Source organism: Paenibacillus sp. YSY-4.3 (assembly GCF_054767475.1).
The window spans coordinates 356,131-375,278 of record NZ_BAABMC010000001.1 but is presented as its reverse complement, the minus strand read 5'-3'; the positions used below and the strand labels follow the sequence as shown (position 1 = coordinate 375,278).

General features: G+C 46.8%; 13 protein-coding genes. 10 read left to right on the top strand and 3 right to left on the bottom strand.

Translation table 11 applies throughout. The annotated features are described in order from the left end of the window. Positions 1–37: 37 nt before the first annotated feature. Together ACYUJT_RS01690 and ACYUJT_RS01685 are read left to right on the top strand one after the other, a co-directional pair. The gene (locus ACYUJT_RS01690) at positions 38–565 is read left to right on the top strand and encodes a phosphatase PAP2 family protein (protein WP_460318352.1); all 528 of its coding nucleotides are present in this window, start codon (positions 38–40) and stop codon (positions 563–565) included. Between the two features lie 52 nt (positions 566–617). Next, complete coding sequence (locus tag ACYUJT_RS01685; protein ID WP_460318350.1) at positions 618–1,751, top strand: MGDG synthase family glycosyltransferase; 1,134 nt, start codon at positions 618–620, stop codon at positions 1,749–1,751. Between the two features lie 125 nt (positions 1,752–1,876). Here ACYUJT_RS01685 and trmB read toward each other — a convergent pair whose 3' ends face one another. Then, the gene (trmB, locus tag ACYUJT_RS01680; RefSeq protein ID WP_460318348.1) at positions 1,877–2,584 is read right to left on the bottom strand and encodes a tRNA (guanosine(46)-N7)-methyltransferase TrmB; all 708 of its coding nucleotides are present in this window, start codon (positions 2,582–2,584) and stop codon (positions 1,877–1,879) included. A gap of 383 nt (positions 2,585–2,967) precedes the next feature. Between trmB and mnmL the strand changes: the two genes are divergently transcribed. Genes mnmL through ACYUJT_RS01660 form a run of 4 tightly spaced genes read left to right on the top strand, consistent with a single transcriptional unit; the run spans position 2,968 to position 5,912 of the window. After that, positions 2,968–3,918, top strand: a complete 951-nt coding sequence (gene mnmL / locus ACYUJT_RS01675; RefSeq protein ID WP_460318346.1) for a tRNA modification radical SAM protein MnmL/YtqA — start codon at positions 2,968–2,970, stop codon at positions 3,916–3,918. A gap of 1 nt (position 3,919) precedes the next feature. Next, the gene (gene mnmM, locus ACYUJT_RS01670) at positions 3,920–4,501 is read left to right on the top strand and encodes a tRNA 5-(aminomethyl)-2-thiouridylate-methyltransferase MnmM (RefSeq protein ID WP_460318344.1); all 582 of its coding nucleotides are present in this window, start codon (positions 3,920–3,922) and stop codon (positions 4,499–4,501) included. 58 nt (positions 4,502–4,559) lie between these two features. Beyond that, positions 4,560–4,958 carry a VOC family protein gene (locus ACYUJT_RS01665; RefSeq protein ID WP_460318342.1) on the top strand — a complete coding sequence of 133 codons (399 nt, stop codon included), beginning with the start codon at positions 4,560–4,562 and terminating at the stop codon, positions 4,956–4,958. A gap of 27 nt (positions 4,959–4,985) precedes the next feature. Continuing rightward, the gene (locus ACYUJT_RS01660; protein WP_460318340.1) at positions 4,986–5,912 is read left to right on the top strand and encodes a lysophospholipase; all 927 of its coding nucleotides are present in this window, start codon (positions 4,986–4,988) and stop codon (positions 5,910–5,912) included. Positions 5,913–6,533: 621 nt separating this feature from the next. On the opposite strand, the gene ACYUJT_RS01655 is transcribed toward ACYUJT_RS01660, so the two are convergent. Beyond that, positions 6,534–8,429 carry a B12-binding domain-containing radical SAM protein gene (locus ACYUJT_RS01655; protein ID WP_460318338.1) on the bottom strand — a complete coding sequence of 632 codons (1,896 nt, stop codon included), beginning with the start codon at positions 8,427–8,429 and terminating at the stop codon, positions 6,534–6,536. A gap of 12 nt (positions 8,430–8,441) precedes the next feature. Continuing rightward, on the bottom strand, positions 8,442–10,277 hold the full coding sequence (gene recQ / locus ACYUJT_RS01650; RefSeq protein ID WP_460318336.1) for a DNA helicase RecQ: 1,836 nt from the start codon (positions 10,275–10,277) through the stop codon (positions 8,442–8,444). 218 nt (positions 10,278–10,495) lie between these two features. On the opposite strand from recQ, the gene rlmD reads away from it, so the two are divergent. The 4 genes from rlmD (at position 10,496) to ACYUJT_RS01630 (ending at position 19,028) form a co-directional block, all read left to right on the top strand. Further along, positions 10,496–12,265, top strand: coding sequence for a 23S rRNA (uracil(1939)-C(5))-methyltransferase RlmD (gene rlmD, locus ACYUJT_RS01645; RefSeq protein WP_460318334.1), 1,770 nt, complete (start codon positions 10,496–10,498; stop codon positions 12,263–12,265). 202 nt (positions 12,266–12,467) lie between these two features. Continuing rightward, positions 12,468–13,538, top strand: coding sequence for a hypothetical protein (locus ACYUJT_RS01640; RefSeq protein WP_460318332.1), 1,071 nt, complete (start codon positions 12,468–12,470; stop codon positions 13,536–13,538). A 34-nt stretch (positions 13,539–13,572) separates the two neighbouring features. Beyond that, positions 13,573–17,334 carry a hypothetical protein gene (locus ACYUJT_RS01635; RefSeq protein ID WP_460318330.1) on the top strand — a complete coding sequence of 1,254 codons (3,762 nt, stop codon included), beginning with the start codon at positions 13,573–13,575 and terminating at the stop codon, positions 17,332–17,334. A 620-nt stretch (positions 17,335–17,954) separates the two neighbouring features. Beyond that, complete coding sequence (locus ACYUJT_RS01630) at positions 17,955–19,028, top strand: YecA family protein (protein ID WP_460318327.1); 1,074 nt, start codon at positions 17,955–17,957, stop codon at positions 19,026–19,028. Positions 19,029–19,148: the final 120 nt, after the last annotated feature.

Here is a 19,148-nt window from a genome sequence, read left to right as displayed (position 1 = left end):
TCTAACCTGAAAATGCCTTGCTGTGCGGAGGGATGAAATGACTCGATTTATTCAAACGTTAAAACTACTGGATCAAAAGCTTTTTATGGGAATTAATGGCCGCCTGCACGGCAGCTTTCTAAACTTCTGGCTGTATTACCTGACTCATCTGGGGGGAGCCACGTTCACGATCAGCTCTTCGCTGCTCGTGTGGATCTTCGCGCCGAAGCCTTGGAGCGCCGTAGGACTTCAGTCCTGCGTAGCACTGGCTGCCAGCCATATTCCCGTAGCGCTTGCCAAGAAGACCTATCCACGGGTTCGCCCTTATTTAACCCTGCCGGGTACGAAAACATTCCGTAATCCGCTGACGGATCATTCGTTTCCATCCGGGCATACGACGGCCATCTTCTCCGTCACGATGCCTTTCATGCTGCTCGAGCCGCGCCTCGCGCTTATTTTAGGACCGGTCGCGCTGCTCGTGGGAATCTCGAGAATATACCTCGGCTTGCACTACCCTTCGGACGTGCTGGCAGGTGCCGCAGTAGGCACGTTAACGGTCTTTGGCACGGTTGCATTATGGCCATAAAGGGGATATTGTTAAGTAGAGGGAAAACCTTCTGAGAAAAGGTGAAACTAAAGTGTCTAAACAAAGAGTCTTGCTTTTATCTGAGGGATTCGGAGCCGGTCATACCCAGGCAGCCTATGCGCTTTCCAACAGTTTACGCAAGCTGGCACCTCACATTCAGACGAAGGTACTGGAGCTTGGCAGTTTTCTGAATCCTAAAATGGCTCCACTGATCATTACGGCCTACAAAAAAACGGTATCATCTCAGCCCCGTCTCGTACGCATGATGTACCGCAGCAATTATAAGAGATCCTTGAACCGATTGACGACGGCGGCGCTCCATCGGATATTCTATACCCGTACGACCCAGATCATCCGCCAGCTCCATCCCGACGTCATCGTATGCACGCATCCGATCCCCAGTGCGGTCATCTCTCGCATGAAACGGCTTGGGCTGGACGTCCCCCTCTGTACCGTCATAACGGATTATGACGCGCACGGAACATGGGTCAGCCGGGAAGTAGACTGTTACCTAGTCTCTACCGAGCAAGTCAAAGAGAAACTGCTCGAGCGTGAGGTCGAGCGGCGCAAGATCCGGATCACCGGCATTCCCGTTCATCCGAATTTCTGGGAGCGCCACAGCAAAGAGGACATCCGCCGCCAGTTCGCTCTCAGAGATATGCCTACAGTCCTAGTCATGGGCGGAGGCTGGGGATTTATGAAGGATGAAGCAGTCAATTCATTGCTTGCGATGCATAGCGATAAGATCCAGGTGATTTTCTGCTTTGGCAGCAATCAAAAATCTTTGGAAAAAATGAAGAAAGATCCACGCTTCATACATCCGAACATTCGTCTTCTCGGCTTCACCCGAGAAATCGACAAGCTGATGGAAGTATCCGACCTGCTGATTACGAAGCCCGGAGGCATGACCTGCACAGAAGGGCTGGCCAAAGGGATTCCCATGCTGTTCCACAAGCCCCTGCCTGGACAGGAAGAGGAGAACTCCCATTACTTCGAATCGCAGGGATGGGGTACCTTGATGAACTCCCTCGACGATATTACAAAATGGATTTATCGTCTGACGGACCGCTATGAAGAGGTTGCGCTCGCCAGGGAGAAAGTGCTTGAGCACATCGCCAAGTACCATCCGATGCAGAGTGCCCAGGCGATCATGGATTTGCTGGAAGAGAACAAGGTGCCTTCCTAAGAACAACGAAATAATCAAACACGATGAGATTGCTGGTACTCTCTCGAATACGGGAACAGCTCCTCTTCAAGCAAACAGGCCGCCGAATTATCGGTGGCCTGTTGTTATGAATTGCGATATGCGAATTAGAACTGCTCCATTTTATGCTCGTGATAGCGCGCCAATGCCGCTTCACCGATGATGACTTCGCAGCGGTGAATGTTCACGCCCTGATTGAAGAATTTCGTCTCGTACTCCGTCATCACATGCTCTTCATTGATGCCGCCTTGATGCAGGTCCAGCGAAATGTCATTCAACTGAAGCCCGCAAGCCGCAAAGGCATTCAAAGAGAACTGGAAGAGCTCCCGCGAATCCGTCTTGAAATGAATCTCCCCGTTCTCGTTAAGCAAGGAACGGTATTTCTCCAGAAATCTCGGATGAGTCAGCCTGCGGCGGCCGTGCTTCTTCTTCGGCCACGGATCGCTGAAATTCAAATAAATCCGCTCGATTTCACCCGGCGCGAAAAACTCCTCGATCGACTCGATATTCCCCAGCGCCAGCCTGACGCTTAAAGGCTCCTCCTGCCCCTGCTCCTGCCAAATCGCACGCGCTTTCTCGCTCGCTCTGCGCACCAGCTCATCGTACATATCCATGCCTATAAAATTAACATCCGGGTATTTCACGCTCATCCCGCTGATGAACTGTCCTTTGCCCATCCCCAGCTCGATATGAATCGGCCGATCGTTGCCAAAAACCTCGGACCAACGTCCCTTGTATTCCTGAGGGTCCAGGACAACGAGATGTTTTTGCTGCTCCAGGTTTTCCCGAATTCCTTTTCTGCCGCGTAAACGCATGTCATTCCTCCGCTTTCTTTACATCCCTGCGGCTTAAGCCGCAAAGTTTTCTGATACTGCAATTATTGTGCCGAAGATCGTCCCTCTTGTAAAGGGGAGAAAAGTGAAAAAGGAATCTTGCGGCCGCCGGGGAGACGGTTTACGCAGATTCCTTTTTCGATATATTTGGAATTGGGGTCCAAACCATATTTGTATTACATTCAAAATAACATATTATGTAATCTATCGCAAGAAAGCAGCGCGCTCCAGTTCCCATTTTTCCGCATATTTTGATACAATAAAGCAATGGCAATCCCCTGTTAATGCGGCTTAGCGGGGATTATACCACTCGCAATTTTTTTATGACAATATAAAAAAAATTGCGACATTATAAAGGAGTTATGATGAATATAGAACTAATTCCCTCTCCAAAACTATGGGGAGATAAACGTTTTCACACCTGGAACTACGAAATGCGCGAGGAATTTGGCGAAAAAGTGTTTAAAGTGATGCTCGATGCCGGCTTCACTTGCCCGAACCGTGACGGCTCCATCGCCAAAGGCGGCTGCACGTTCTGCAGCGCCCGCGGCTCCGGTGATTTCGCAGGGAGCAGACGCGATGACCTAGTGACACAATTCAACATTATTCGCGACAGACAACATTTAAAATGGCCTCAGGCTAAATACATCGGCTATTTCCAGGCCTACACGAACACCTATGCCCCGGTCGAGGTGCTGAAGGAGTACTACGAGGCCATTCTGGAACAGCCTGGCGTCGTCGGCTTGTCAATCGCCACCCGTCCGGATTGTTTGCCCGACGACGTGATAGACTATTTGGCCGAGCTCAACGAGCGAACTTATTTATGGGTCGAAATGGGACTTCAGACCGTTCATGAATCCACGTCGCAGCTCATTAATCGGGCCCACGACACGCAGTGTTACCTGGACGCCGTCGAGAAGCTGCGGAAGCGGGGCATCCGCGTCTGCGCGCACATCATTTACGGGCTGCCGCAAGAAACCCATGAAATGATGCTGGACACCGGCCGGGCCGTGGCAGCGATGGATGTGCAGGGGATCAAAATCCACCTGCTGCATCTGATGCGTAAGACGCCGATGGTCAAGCAATATGAAGCCGGTCTGCTCCGTTTCCTGGAGAAGGATGAATACGTGAAACTCATCGTCGATACGCTGGAATTTCTGCCTCCGGAGATGATCGTTCACCGTCTCACCGGCGATGCTCCGAGAGACCTTCTGATCGGCCCGACGTGGAGCCTGAAGAAGTGGGAAGTACTGAACGGGATCGACGCAGAACTGAGACAGAGAGACACCTGGCAAGGGAAATATTGGAGGGGATAACATGGGCTTTATGTCTGTACTTAGCTTCGCCCACAAGCTAATCGGCGAGCGGCTGCAGCCGGGCGAGCCGGCCATCGACGCTACGGCAGGGACCGGTCAGGATGCTCTCTTCCTCGCCCGCACCTGCGGCCGGAGAGGACATGTCTATGCCTTCGATATTCAAGCGGAGGCGCTGGCTCTCACCCGGCAGCGGCTGGATCGGGAGCAGGACGCCCGGCTGGCCGTGGTTACACTGCTGGAGCAAAGCCATGCCGAGATGGAAGCCGCGCTGCCCGCAGCGATTCACGGCAAGGTGGGGGCGATCATGTTCAACCTCGGTTACCTGCCGGCCGAGGGCGCTGATGCCAGCGTCATCACGCTGACGCAGACTACACTTGCGGCGCTGGAATCCAGCCTCAGGCTGCTGCGGCCAAAAGGAATCGTGACGATCGTACTGTATCCCGGGCATCTGGGTGGGGACGAGGAAGCTGGCGCCGTAGAGAAATGGGCGGCCTCCCTGCCTCCTTCTGCCGGGCAGGCGATCGTCTATCGGCAAATTCAGAAGCCGGCCGCGCCCTATTTGATTGCCGTCGAGAAAAGGTAATCTGCATAACGTTTGAACCGCGTTTTTTTCCAAATTAATTAGATAAGAGGGATATAATATGACCATTCGGAAAATTGAACATATCGGCATCCGCGTCTCCGCACTGGAGGATTCCATCGAGTTCTATGAGCGGGTAATCGGTCTTAAACTGCTACATATCATCGGCGAAGTGGAGGACGGGCTGCGCTTGGCCTTTCTAGCCTTCCCCGGTCAAGAGAACGTCGAAATCGAATTGATTTACATTCGCGAAGGCGAAGCCCTGCCAAGCGAAGGACGGGTGCATCATATCGCCTTCACCGTTAGCCATATCGAGGAGGAATACAAGCGGATCGCTGACCTTGGCCTATCGGGCATGGATCCCGAAATCCGCACGATTCCAGGCGGAAGCCGCCTCTTCTTCTTTAACGGGCCTGACGGAGAGCGGATTGAGTTCTTTGAACCAGTGCACTTAGCGTAAGTAACGACTTGAAAAGGGGTGATGCGGTTGCTGAAGCAAACTTTTACTTTCACCAATGATGCGCAAAATGAAGTGCACGTCTATGAGTGGTCCCCGGAAGAGGATGGCGGTGCGCCGCAAGGCGTGCTGCAAATATCCCACGGCATGGCCGAGACGGCCGAACGCTACGAGCGCCTAGCTGAAATGCTTACGGCGCGCGGCTGGATCGTCTTCGCGGGTGACCATAGAGGGCATGGCAGAACAGCCGGAGCCGAAGCTGAACTGGGCTGCATCGGGAAAGACGGCTTCGGCGGCATGGTGCGGGACATGAGCGCGCTCAGCCGGATCATCCGGGATCGCCACCCCGGTTTGCCCCTGTTCCTGCTTGGTCACAGCATGGGATCTTTTCTGACGCAAAAAATGATGTATGCCGCGCCGGAGCCCTACTCCGGCTTCATCCTGTCCGGTACCAACGGGCCGCGCGGAATGATTGGGTTCGGCGAGAAACTGGCCCGGCTGCAATGCCTAGCGCAGGGCGAGCGCCATCCCAGCCTCATGCTGAACGCACTTGTCTTCGGTTCCTACAACAAACGCTTTCTGCCGCCCCGTACGCCGTTTGACTGGCTCTCCCGGGATGAAGCGGAAGTCGATAAGTACGTGAACGATCCGCATTGCGGATTTCTGTGCAGCGCCGGTTTTTTCCAAGGATTCTTCTCGCTATTACAGGAAATCCATCGTCCGAAACAAATGAGACAAATTCCGAAAAATAAGCCGATCTATATTTTTGGCGGCGACGAGGATCCGGTGGGTCTGCGGGGCGAAGGCGTGAAGAAGCTTGCCTCGCTGTACAATCTGCTGCTGATCCGGGACGTCGAGCTCAAGCTCTATCCGGGAGGCCGCCATGAGATGCTGAACGAAACGAACCGGAACGAAGTCATGCGAGACCTTGCTGACTGGCTGGAACGGCACGTCTAGAAAACATAAAAGAACCGTCCGGTAACCACCGGGCGGTTCTTTGCGCTTAATGATTAAACATGATTCGCTCGAAAATCGGCATACTGCTGCATTGTTAGATTGTTAGATTGTTAGATTGTTACATTGCCAAATTGCCATAGTTACAGCGTACCACATAGCCACATTTACATACTGCACTGCTTCAATCGCGTACTAGCTGCTACACTGCTTCAATCGCGTACTGCTGCTACATTGCCACAACGCTTACTACGCTGCTTGGATCTAAGTGCATTTCTTACATTTATTTTTGCTCTTTTGCGGCACTTACCTGAAGCCAGCTGTATTTCATGCATCTAAAATATTGCTTTTAGCACTATTCACCTTTTTAACTGCAATCTAACTGCAGAAAATCCATCTAGTCGGATGGTTCAACGATCAAATGCTACTTTTAAATGCATTAAATGCATTTAGTATCGTTTATGGTTTAGTGCTTATCGCTAAATGCTTATCGCTAAGTGCTTATCGCTAATTGTTTACCCCTTATTGCTTATTGTTTATTGTTTATTGTTTATTGTTTATTGTTTATTGTTTATCGTTTATCGTTTTATAATCCATCTATTTTCGTTTAATGCTACTGCCAGTTTAAACCTTCGCTAGCGGCTGCGAAAAATACAGCGGCTTCTCGTCCTCTGTCTGCTGATAGAGCACTACCAGCAGGCTCGGCTCCATACTGTCTGCGGAGAGCTCTTTACCCTGCAATACATCCTCCAGTTGGAACGGCAGCTCCTCCAGGACGGCGAACTTCTGCAGCTCCCGCTCGTTCAAATTTCGCCCGGCGAGATGGGGCGTCAGGCCTTCACGCTGTGCGACAAGCTTCTCAGGCTGACTCACCGGTCGTCCGGCTAACCGCTCAGACAACAGCCCCTTCGACTGCTCCGCAAGCTGTTCAGGCTGACTCTCCGGCCGTCCAGCAAGCTGCTCAGGCAAACCCTCTCGCTGCTCAGCCAGCATGCTCAGATACTTTCCACGCACATCTTTCCCGATGCGGTCTTCCCACCAGATTTTACGCGGCTTGTACTTGTGTCCGAGGAAGTAGTCGAGCTTCATAAGACCGAACACGACGTCTGGCGTCTTCAGCTTGCGCTGGCCGAGGAACTCATACAGGCGGAGGAACAGATCCTCCAACTGGTGGCCGATGCGCTGCCAGCCCTGCTCCTCCCAGTAATCGCCGAATTCCTGAAAGAAATCGAACGGGGAATCGAATTCGACCTTCATCAAATAGTTCAGCGTATGGTCCATCCGGTGTGCATTCCAGTATTTTTCCAGCACATCCTCCAGCCGTTTCAGGCGGACGACGTCAGCGAAGGACAGCACATCGTTGCTGAGCATTTCGTAAGGCGCGTGCTCCATATAGACGTAGTTGTATTTCTCCGCGTCGTTCCGTAGGCCAGTACCGCGCAGCATTTTTAAGAACCCGAGCTGCAATTCCTCTGGCCCGAGCGCAAACACGTCGTTAAACGTTTTGCGGAACGTAGCGTAATCCTCCTGCGGCAGTCCGGCGATCAGATCCAGATGCTGGTCGATTTTCCCGCTATCCTTGACCTTGGTCACGGTACGCGTCAGCTTCGTGAAGTTCTGGCGCCGTTTCACCAGCTCATTCGTCGGATCGTTCGTCGACTGTACCCCGATCTCAAAGCGGAAGATGCCGGGAGGCGCATTCTCCGCAAGATAATCCAGCACCTCCGGCCGCATGATATCGGCGGTAATCTCGAACTGGAACACGCACCCGCGATGGTTCTCGATCAGGAATTCGAACATTTCCATCGCATAGCTGCGGTTGATGTTGAACGTCCGGTCGAGAAACTTGATGATTTTGGCGCCGTTGTCGATCAGGTACAGGATATCCGACTTCACGCGCTCGATGTCATAATACCGCACCCCAACTTCGATGCTGGAGAGGCAGAACTGGCAGCTGAACGGGCAGCCCCGGCTCGTCTCAAAATAAACGATACGCTTGCTGAGATTCGGGATATCCTCGGGAAAACGATGCGGCGAAGGCAGTGTGTTGAGATCCGATTTTGGCCGGCCCGGATTAATAATCACTTCATCGCCTTTGCGATACGCGGTGCCGAAGACATAATGGAACTTCCGATCCCCGGACAGTTCCTGCAGCAGATGGTGGAATGTCTCTTCCCCATCCCCCATCACGATGAAATCCACGCTCTTGACGCGCTCCATCCAGTACTGCGTATCGTAGGACACTTCCGGCCCTCCTAGGATGATAGTCGTCTCGGGCATGACTTTTTTGAGCACGTCGACGACACGGATCGTCTCTTCGATGTTCCAGATGTAGCAGGAAAACCCGATCACATCGGGCTTGCGCTGAAATAAGTCGGACACGATGTTCATTGTCGGGTCCTTGATCGTATATTCGGCGAGCTCGATGTCGAAATCGTTCCCGCTATAAGCCTTGAGCAGGCGGATCGCCAGAGAGGTATGAATAAATTTTGCGTTCAGCGTTGATAGAATAACCTTCATGATTTCACAGCCCTATTCCATATTTTGAAAAAACTCGAGAAATGCCCGTCCGTATTTGCGGTATTTCACTTCCCCAACACCTTTAATGTTCAGCATTTCCGCTTCACTCGCCGGGCAAACAATGCTCATCTCGCGAAGGGTCGCATCGTTGAAAATAATGTATGACGGCACGCGCTCCTTCTCCGCCAGTTCCCGGCGGATGAGGCGGAGCTGTTCGAAGACCGTCTCATTGACGGCAGACGGCCCGTCGTCGTACGCCCCTCTGCGGCGGCTGCCGCTTCCGGTGGTCTGGCTTACTGCCGGCTCCGGCTGGCGCATCATCACCTGATGCTGCCCTTTCAGCACATCAACCGCCAAAGGCTGCAGCCGAACAACCGGGTACTGCCCCTCGGACAAGGCCAGATAGCCTTCAGCGATAAACACATTGATCAGCTCAGAGATGTCTTTCTCCGTGCGCCTTGGCATCATGCCGTACGTGGGCAGGCTGTCGAAGCCGTATTGCAGCACCTTCTTGTTGCGCGAGCCTTTGAGCACGGAAGCGACCAGCGAGACTCCAAAACGCTCCCTCATCCGGTGGATGCAGGAGAAGACGATTTGCGCGTCGCGGGTCATGTCCACGAGTTCCCGTTCGTCAGTACAGGAGCTGCAAATGCCGCAGGGCTTCCTGTCGTGGTTCTCCCCGAAGTAATCGAGCATGCCCCAGCGCAGGCAGCTGGTCGAGTAGCAATATTCGATCATCTGCTGCAGCTTGCGGTATTCGTTGCGCTTGCGCCCTTCGTCCTGCGGATTCTGCTCGATCAAAAATTTTTGCGTCATAATGTCCTGCGGACTAAACAGCAAAATACATTCGCTCGGCTCTCCGTCCCGTCCGGCGCGGCCGGCCTCCTGGACATATGCCTCCATATTCTTCGGCATATTAAAGTGAATCACATAACGAACGTTGGATTTGTCGATCCCCATGCCAAAAGCATTCGTCGCGACCATGACGCGAATATCGTCATAGAGGAACGCCTCCTGGCTCTCCTCCCGCTCTTTGTCGGGCAACCCAGCGTGGTATCGTCCAGCCGGAATGCCGCTCTGACGCAGCCGCCCGTACAGGTCGTCGACCTCTTTGCGGGTTGCTGCATAGACAATACCCGGCTGTTGCCCGTGTGTAGTTGCATAGTTCAGCACGAATTCGCGCTTGTTCTCGCCGCGCAGCACGGACATAGCCAAATTGTCGCGGCCGAGCCCGGTGACGAACACGGCGGGATCTCGCAGCTGAAGCAGCCGGGTCATATCGTCCATGACCTCCGGCGTGGCCGTCGCCGTAAAGGCCGCCACAATCGGCCGCTCAGGCAGGCCGTTCACGAACGGCGCGACCGCGAGGTAGCTCGTGCGGAAATCATGGCCCCATTGCGATACGCAGTGGGCTTCGTCGACGGCGACACAGGAGATCTGCAGGCTGCCCATTTCCTCGCGGAACCAGTCGAGCTCGAGCCGCTCCGGCGCGACATACAGCAGCTTCAGCTCGCCTCTTCTCGCCGCGCGGATGCGCTCGTTCACTTCTTTACCAGACAGCGTACTATTGATATAAGCCGCGGATACCCCGGCCGTCGTGAGCGCGTCCACCTGGTCTTTCATGAGCGAGATAAGCGGCGAGACGACAAGCGTAAGACCGGGCTGCATAAGTGCGGGAATCTGGTAGCAGATCGACTTCCCGCCGCCCGTCGGCATAATGCCGAGCGTGTCGGCTCCCGATAAGACACTCTCTACGATTTTGCGCTGGCCTTCCCGGAAATCCGGGTAGCCGTAATATTTTTGCAAATGAGACTTGGCTTCTTCCATTAAAGTGGATTGCATATTCATTCGAAAATAAGCTCCTTATTTCTAACCATCGTTTATTGCATGTATTCCTTATCCAGTTTACCGGGAGTGGCCGCGTTGGGCAAACGATTTTGCAATTTGCAGAGATTTTATGGGGAAGCCGAACGGTTTGGGCGCTCTTCGCCTCTGCATGGTGGTTGTCCGTCCAGCGTGGTATATTGAATTTGTACAATTCACATAAGGATGGAGCTAATCTAATCATGAAGGAATCGACAAGATCCCATAAACAACATAAAAATAACAACAGCGCTGCAAAAAGCAAGCATACCGCAAGCGGGAGCAAGCCTGCCCCAGGCGGGTATACAAAGGCCGGAACTTCTTCCCGGGACGCACAGCATCAGGCACCGCGCGACACGAGGAAGCACGAAGCACGTACAGGGCAGAAAACCTCGCATGGAGGACAGCAGGTAACGCATGGCAGACAGCAGGAGTTCCATAGTACCAAACCGCACAAATCGCGCCAAGCCAAACCTAATACATCGGGTGATGCCAAACAGCGCACATCCGGCAATGCAACAAAGCCATACCCATCCCGCTATGAAAAGCCGAATGAGCCGCGCGATGCCAAGAAGCAAGCTCCCCGCATCTCTGGACGCGAACATGCCGAGGAGCTGCGCATCGGCGATCAAATCGTCGTTACGATCAAACGGCTGGGCATCAACGGTGAAGGCGTCGGATACTTTCGGCGCAAGGCGGCTTTTATAACGGGAGCTTTGCCGGATGAAGTCGTTCACGCCAAGGTGACTAGGGTCGAGGATAAGTTCATCAACGCGGAAATGGTGAAAATCGAAAAGCGTTCGCCCCAGCGGGCAGATGCGCCATGTCCGGTATTCGGGATTTGTGGCGGCTGCCAAATTCAGCATATCTCTTATTCAGGCCAGCTTAAGGGCAAAGAGGAAATCGTCCGCGAAGCGTTCTCTCGCTACGCCGGTTTGCAAGAGTTCCGCATGAAGCCGATTCTCGGCATGGAGCACCCTTGGGGCTACCGCAACAAGGCCCAGCTTCAGCTGGGCTTGCAGGAGGAAGGCGTCATCGCCGGATTGTATGCCGCTGATTCGCATAAGCTGATCGACATTACAGGCTGTCCGATCCAACATCCGAAGGTGAACGAAGCGGTCGACAAGACGCGCAACGTCCTGCAGCGTCTAGGCATTCCGGTCTATCAGGAGAAAAGCAATCAGGGAGTCGTGCGTACAATCGTCGTACGCTGGGGCTTCCAGTCCGGGCAGCTGCAGGTGACGCTGGTAGCCGCAAACGACCGCATTCCACGGCTGGATCAGCTCGTGAAGGAGTTGCGGCTAGCTATGCCCGAGCTGACGAGCATCGCGCTGAACGTCAATCCGAAGAACACCTCGCTCGTGTTCGGTAACAAGACGACGATTCTTTGGGGCGCGGATAGCATCGAGGAAGCGCTGGGCGATCTGGAGTTCACCCTCTCCCCTCGCGCGTTCTTCCAGCTCAATCCGCTGCAGACGGTCAAGCTGTATGAATCGGTGCGCACAGCGGCCGCACTCACAGGCAAGGAAGTCGTCGTGGACGCTTACTGCGGCACGGGCACGATCGGGCTGTGGCTGGCCCCTTATGCCAGCGAAGTGCGCGGCATCGAGTCGATTCCCGAAGCGGTAGAGGACGCCAAGGCAAACGCGGCCCGCAACGGACGCGATAACGCCTCCTTTTATGAAGGCAACGCCGAAGACCTGCTTCCCCGCTGGGTGAAGTCCGGCTTCAAGGCCGATGTTATCATCGCCGACCCGCCGCGCACCGGGCTTGACCCGCGCTTTATCGAAGCGGTGCTGCGCACGAAGCCGAAGCGCTTCGTGTATGTGTCCTGCAATCCTTCAACCTTGGCGAAGGACTGTAAAGAGCTGCTGGACGGCGGCTACTCACTGGAGTGGGTGCAGCCGATCGATATGTTCCCTCAGACGAGCCATGTGGAGTGCCTAATATTGATGGTACGAAATGAGATGTGACAGGTTCGCTTAAATAAATTATGCTTTTTCATTCGTCCAAGGTGTATATCACTTGGACTTTTTTTATTCGCATTGTGCATACCTAAGCTATATTGGTCTTGTAATACTTTCACCCTACTCAGTAACATTTTTATAAGAGATAATGAAAAATATATTCTTTTTTTGAGTAATTGAAGTTGGATGATGAGGAGACAAGGAGAATATGGACAAGAACAATCCTTTAAGTTTTAGTGAAATTATGAATATTGATAAAAAGATTTTAAAGAATGCTGAGAGGATCCATAAGAGTAAGTATAGAAGTTTTTTTACCGATAAAAAAGCTGTGTATGGCCAAGGAATAATGATGTTTACTGGATATCCATTGATGATTGAGACAGAGAAGTATTATAATGGTGAACTTTTGAGTACTTATGCTGTGTATAAAGCGTTGCGTGACTCCGAAAAACACTATAGAATTATTGCTTATTATTTCGAAAATCTTATCTTTCGAATCATTTCATTCTGGGAATATCTTTATCAATTTTTAAACATGCATTTTCAATTAGGGCTTTATGATGATAGAGCGAAGAGAAGTATTATAGAAGCCTCGGGATATAAGCCTGAATTTATCCCTACAGGGCAGGGAACTCGTGTAGAGTATGTTCCGTTACCAGACAATGAACAAAAAGAAATTAGAACCAAACTGCGTAAAAGACTCCAAAGAATAAGTAAAGAAAATATTGTGCGATATATAGCAGGATCATATGAAGTAAAAGATAATCTTGAAGCATTGCTTCGTATTATTATTAATAATAATGTAGAAATTGTTAAAAATATTCGAAACCAAATAATCCATCAACGTCCGGCTGGGGCAAGTTTTACTATTAATTTCGACGAAACTTTTTTAGAGTATAACGTTTCAATTAATAATAACGGGTGGATTGAGTTTGAAAAATTTGATGTTGAAATTCAAAAATGCATGCATTTTATGGGAGAAGCCATACAATTACTACATGAAATTGTTCATTTAAATGAATACCCAAATCGGATTGAGAATGCCGGTAATGAGTATTTTTTGAAGAAAATTCTGTGCAATACGTGTCATGAAAAGTTTATTGTTCCAACTTTATTAATAGGTGATACAGATGAATTTGCTGTCGCAGTTGCTTGCCCTTTGTGTGGTAATTTCGGTGGAAACATTCATGATACTATAAAGACAACGGAAATTGATTATGGCACATGCCTTGGGAATTATTTGGAAGCAATTAAAGAATTGAATGAGGATAGTAAGTGAATGATGTGCGATAAACATTGGGAGGTATTTATCAATGTCAAAGTTGACAGATATTAAACAAAAGATATTACAACTTGATGGCGGGGCTTTTCAAGAGCTGTGCGACGCATATTTGTTTAAGTTGGGATATGAGAATGGGTTGTCGTTAGGAACGAAATCTGGGACCATGAAGACTACAAAGGGAATTCCAGATACATACTTTCTTGATCCCAGTGAAAAGTATATTTTTGTTATGTATACCACTCAGCAATCAAACATATACGAAAAAATATATGAAGATATTTGTGACTGTTTGAATCCTGAGAAAACAGGAGTACCAGTTCAAGATATTACCGAAATCATTTATTGCCATACTTCGTCAAATTTGTCCGCAGGGAAAAGCAAAGAGTTGCACGATTTTTGCACTGCTAGTGACATATTACTTCGATTGTATGGGATAGATGAAATCGCTAGTAACATTTATACTCGGTTGCATGGAATCTCACGAGATTTTTTAGGAATATCTATAAGTACCGAGCAGATTTTTGAAGTTAAAAAGTTCATATCCGTGTATGATTCAAATGGTATGGCGGCTCCATTATCAACTATTTTTCAGTTTAGAGAAAAGGAAGTCATCGAAACATTAACTAAAATTGAAAATACTAAGGTAACAGTGATAACAGGGCCTGCTGGAATAGGAAAAACACGATTAGCCTTGGAGTGTTGTCAAAAATACGCGTTTGAGAATAATTATAGATTCTTCTGTATTCAAAGTAATCGCCTACCAATATATGAAGACTTGAAAGTGTACTTAGATACTCCTAATAAATATCTTTTGTTAATTGACGATGCGAACCAAATTACGGGATTACAACATATTCTTCAGTATCTTACAAAGCATAGTCAAGGCTATGATGTGAAAATCGTAATTACAGTGAGGGACTACGCAAAACTAACAACAATTCAAGATATTCGAAACTTTACAATTCCAGAGATCTGCACAATCAGTACGTTTTCGGATGATGAAATAAAGAAGTTATTAGAGGCTAACTTGCAGATATTAAATTCAACCTATCTTGATAAGATTGTCAGAATTGCTGAGGGAAATGCAAGGCTTGCTATCATTGCCGGAAAACTTGCGATTGAAACACAGTCATTGTCTAGTATCAATGACGCAACTCAACTGTATGAAGGATATTATGAAAAATTTATACAAAGTAATATTTTTGATCAAAATAGAGACTTGTGTGCAGTGGCGGGCATAATTGCTTTTCTAACAGCAATTAATCTCGAACATCTTGAGAATCTGATGCCACTACTCGATCAATTAGATATTTCGAGTAGTTTGTTTGTTAAATGCGCTCATCAGTTGCACGAACTAGAATTGGTTGACATTTACAATGATAAAGCTGTAAAAATATCTGATCAATGTCTCGGCAATTATTTGCTTTCATATGTATTTATGAAAAAAAAAATCATTCCACTATCAGTTATGTTAAAAGTTTGTTTTGGAAGCTATAAGCCGCGTGTTATAAATGCGGTCAATACTCTTGCTAATATTTTTGCATCTAAGGATATGCACCAACAACTTGAAAAAGAAATTAGCATAGTTTGGGATGACTTTGAAAAATCGCACAGCCCCTTGTTCTTCGATTTTGTAAAAGTATTTTATAGTATTAGACCTACTCAAACGCTTCTAATGTTAAAAGAAAGAATCGATGCATTGCCTCAGGGGAGTCTAGATAGTAGCTCAATAGATTTTGAGAAGGAAAGTCGTAATCATAGTGTAAATGATGATATATTAAGCATTTTAGGGGGGTTCAATGATAGAAGTGATTTGCCGCTAGCTTTGGATTTACTGTTCATGTATTACAAAAAGAAACCGCAAAACTTCATGAGTTTTTATCATACGATTATCGACTCGTTTGGTGTTAGAAAGGATTCTCATCGGTATGACTATTGGACACAGACTCAATTAGTAAGTAAATTTATCGAGCATGCTGATGAATGGAATAATAAAGATGTGTGTATTCTTTTTAATAAAGTTTCTGCTAAGTTTCTTAAACTACATTTTTCACCTACGGAGGCTGGAAGAGGACATACATTCATAATGTATCAAATACCAGTTCAATTAAGTGATGGATCTAAAAAATATCGCGAATTAATCTGGAACAGTTTATTTGAAATATATTGTAATAATGAATCAAATCAGTTGGAAATCGAGCAACTAATTAAAGAGTATGGACAATTCAGCAGGGACAAGGTTGAGAAAGAACTGGTTCAGTTTGATTCGCAGTTCATAATCCGGTTCTTTAGTCAGTTGTTTTCTTCAAATAAGCTTTCACATTGTATTATTGCAAAAATAGTAACAGATCAACTTAAACGTATCGCTCTCGACGTACAGCCATATTTATCCGATTACCTTAATAGCTCCGATTATCTCATTTATAAGATTTTAAAAGGTGAGCGTCACTTAGAAGAGTTTGACTGGGAGAAAGAACAAGAACTTAAGAAGGCTGACATCCAAAGATTATTATCGGACGGTACAGAAGAAAAGGTTCTTAGAATAATTCAAATATGTTCAATTTATCAGGATTACGATAGTAAAAATGTTTGGGATATTAAAGAAGGGTTATCCTATGCCTTTATTCAACTGGCAACAAATAAAAAACTTTTTTTGTATGCAGTTAATACGTATCTAGCTCATAACACACCGATCAACTTATATCCTGACAACATAGTTAATAAGTTGTTTGAATTGTTTGGTACTGAGCAAACCTATGAAATTATTAATAATTATGAATTCGATCATAAGAATGCTTGGAAGTTTTCTTTCTTTAAAAATCTTCCATTTGACTCTATTTCGGAGAAAGCGGTTCAACAGTTTTACGATTTTTTGTCAGAGAACGAGGGGAATATAACTTCGTCACCATACAGAGAGATTGAATTTCTAGATAAGTATAGACAATTTGACAATGATGTTTTTGTAAAAGCAGGTCTTATTATTTTGAGTAAACATAAATACTCTCCATTTATGTTCTCGTTGTATTTCTATCCAATGTTCAGTCCATATGATGATGGTACTAATCTGGACATATTAATGGATCGATTCAAAAACGATTTTAGCCTTCTCAAAGAAATTTATCTTAAATTGATTTCCTATGATAAACACATAGATAATGACGGGCGATACTTAATTTATTTTATAAAGAACCAAATTTTATTTATTGATGAATTTATTGAATTTACTTTGAAAGACGAAAATACACTGTGGAATGATGAAGAAAAACGATTATCTGTGATTTGGAATTGTGACAAGTACATACAATACGCCGATCATATTTTTAAAGCGTATTATTGCAATGAAAATCTGTACAATTGGCAAATTGCGAAGTATGTAGGACAGCTTTTTATGATAGGAAATAATTCCGAAACAAAAATTGATCGCCAAGATGAATGGGTGTCACATTTTATCGAGGTCAATTTTAGTAATACCGAATTCATGAAAATAATTTTCTCATCAATTTCCGAAGTTGAGTTATCGCCGGAGCGTCGAAAAAAACACATTTTGCACTTTATTAAGTTAAATTCGAATCCGCTATTGTTTGATGAAATTCAACTAGAACCAAGAGGTTATGGCGGAGTAGGGAGCATGATTCCGTATATGGAAGCAAGAATATCATTCTTGGAATCGCTGCTTCCGGCTTTAAATGGATTGACTTATTTAAAACACAAACAGAGAATTGAACGTTCAATTGAAGCATGGAGACGAAGTATTGAACGAGAACAGATTGATGAAGTTCTAAGAGATATTTAGGAAGGGATCTAAAGCCAGTAGTGCGGTTCGTTAATGCAAACTCAAGTCATGTGGAATGCCTAATATTGATGGTACGAAATGAGATGTGACGGTACTGCTCAAGTCTACATTGAAGGAGACTCTTGCTGCGTGCAAGGTCTCCTTTACTATTTTTCTAGTAAAACGGTATTAATTAAGCGGACAATCTGTTAAGATAATTGGAGGATATTGTAAGGAACTGAGAGATGTTATTGGCTGACAGAGACAGTTTGTCTCCAGCCAGAAGTGTTTCTGCAACTGTTCGTTGACCCTGTGGCTTTGCTTCTAATTGGAGTGTTGTCGCTGGTTCTATACGTCAGTCGTAAAGTAGTTGCTGTTCAATCTAAGGAGGGGATGCTGATGAATCTAAGGCTTCTGATAGCGTCTCTCTTGGAGACCACGTGGGCTACAGTGGTCAGCGCAACAGCAGGAACACTTCTGTCTCTGTGAGCCAGTAACATTGTTCATGTAAGTGTATCAGAGGGATTGCTTATCAAATCATTTCAAATAATTTGTTTTACCAGACCCAAGGAATGAACTGATTGTGTTTTGTTCTGAACGGAATTGTTCAAGTTAACGTGATGCCAGCAGGAGGTATACTTTTGAATAAAAAGATAGGTCGAAATGCCCCCTGTCCATGTGGGAGCGGAAGCAAGTACAAAAAGTGTTGTTTAGGCAAACATGATGATGAGGAATTTTCAAATCCAATTAACTTTCTAGACAGTTATAAGACTCTTAGGAAAGAATCGAAGATTAAGCAATGTCTACATCCAGATAAGTCAGCATGCTCCGAAAAAATAATTGGTGCGCATTCTATTCAAAACAACAAAATACTAAAGCGCCTTTCTAGTAATGGACATGTGTATATGCCTTGCCCTAAGTCAGACAATCCATTTGCAGTTATGACTAAATGGGGACGTAAAGAAGCGACTGTGTTCACCGGTTTTTGTGGTAATCATGATAATAAGGTATTCGAGCCTATTGAAGACGGTCTTTTCGATGGAAGTGAATTACATGTCTTCTTGTACACTTATCGTTGTTTTGCTGTTGAATACCATAAGAAACTGGAAGTAGTTAATATGCAAAAAAATGCGTTTAGACGTAAGCCATCGTTAATTGGGATTCCAAGAGATGAAGATCCGTTTGGTGGTATGCTTATGTCTATTGATGATTTCCAGCCTGTCAAGAGTCAGTTCGATAATTCACTTCTTACTGCTCAGTATAATATTCTATCCAGTGTAGTTTGGGAAATGCCGTTTCAAATAAATTTTGCGGCTTCAGGGTTTGAAGCACCAACTACTGATTTACAGGGAAATCAATTACAAGATTTACGAGATATCAGGACGTTAGCTAAGCATATTTTTGTAATTGTCTTTTCTGAAGAAAATAAGACATACTGTATTATTTCATGGCTCAAAGATAATGATGAACTCTTTTTCAAATATCGCCAGCAACTAGAAGAATTAGATCAACAACAGAGACAGAACTATATAAACAATACCCTGCCAATTATAAGCGAGAACATTGCAATAAATCCTGAATCGTGGGATGGGATAGAGCAGTCAAAAAAAGATGAATTCGGAATGCTTCTTTGGGGATTTGCAGATCTATCTGAACTAACTGGACATTCTTATAATCGCCTAGAATCCCCTACATTCGATTTGTTCTCGCTATAATAGCTATTTAAAGGATTGCGTAATCTTCATATTATGCATCTACAGCCTCACCGCTGCAGATGCTTTTTTCATTTCCAACAAACAACTAAATCCATAAGAATAACTTGAAATATCGCCAAC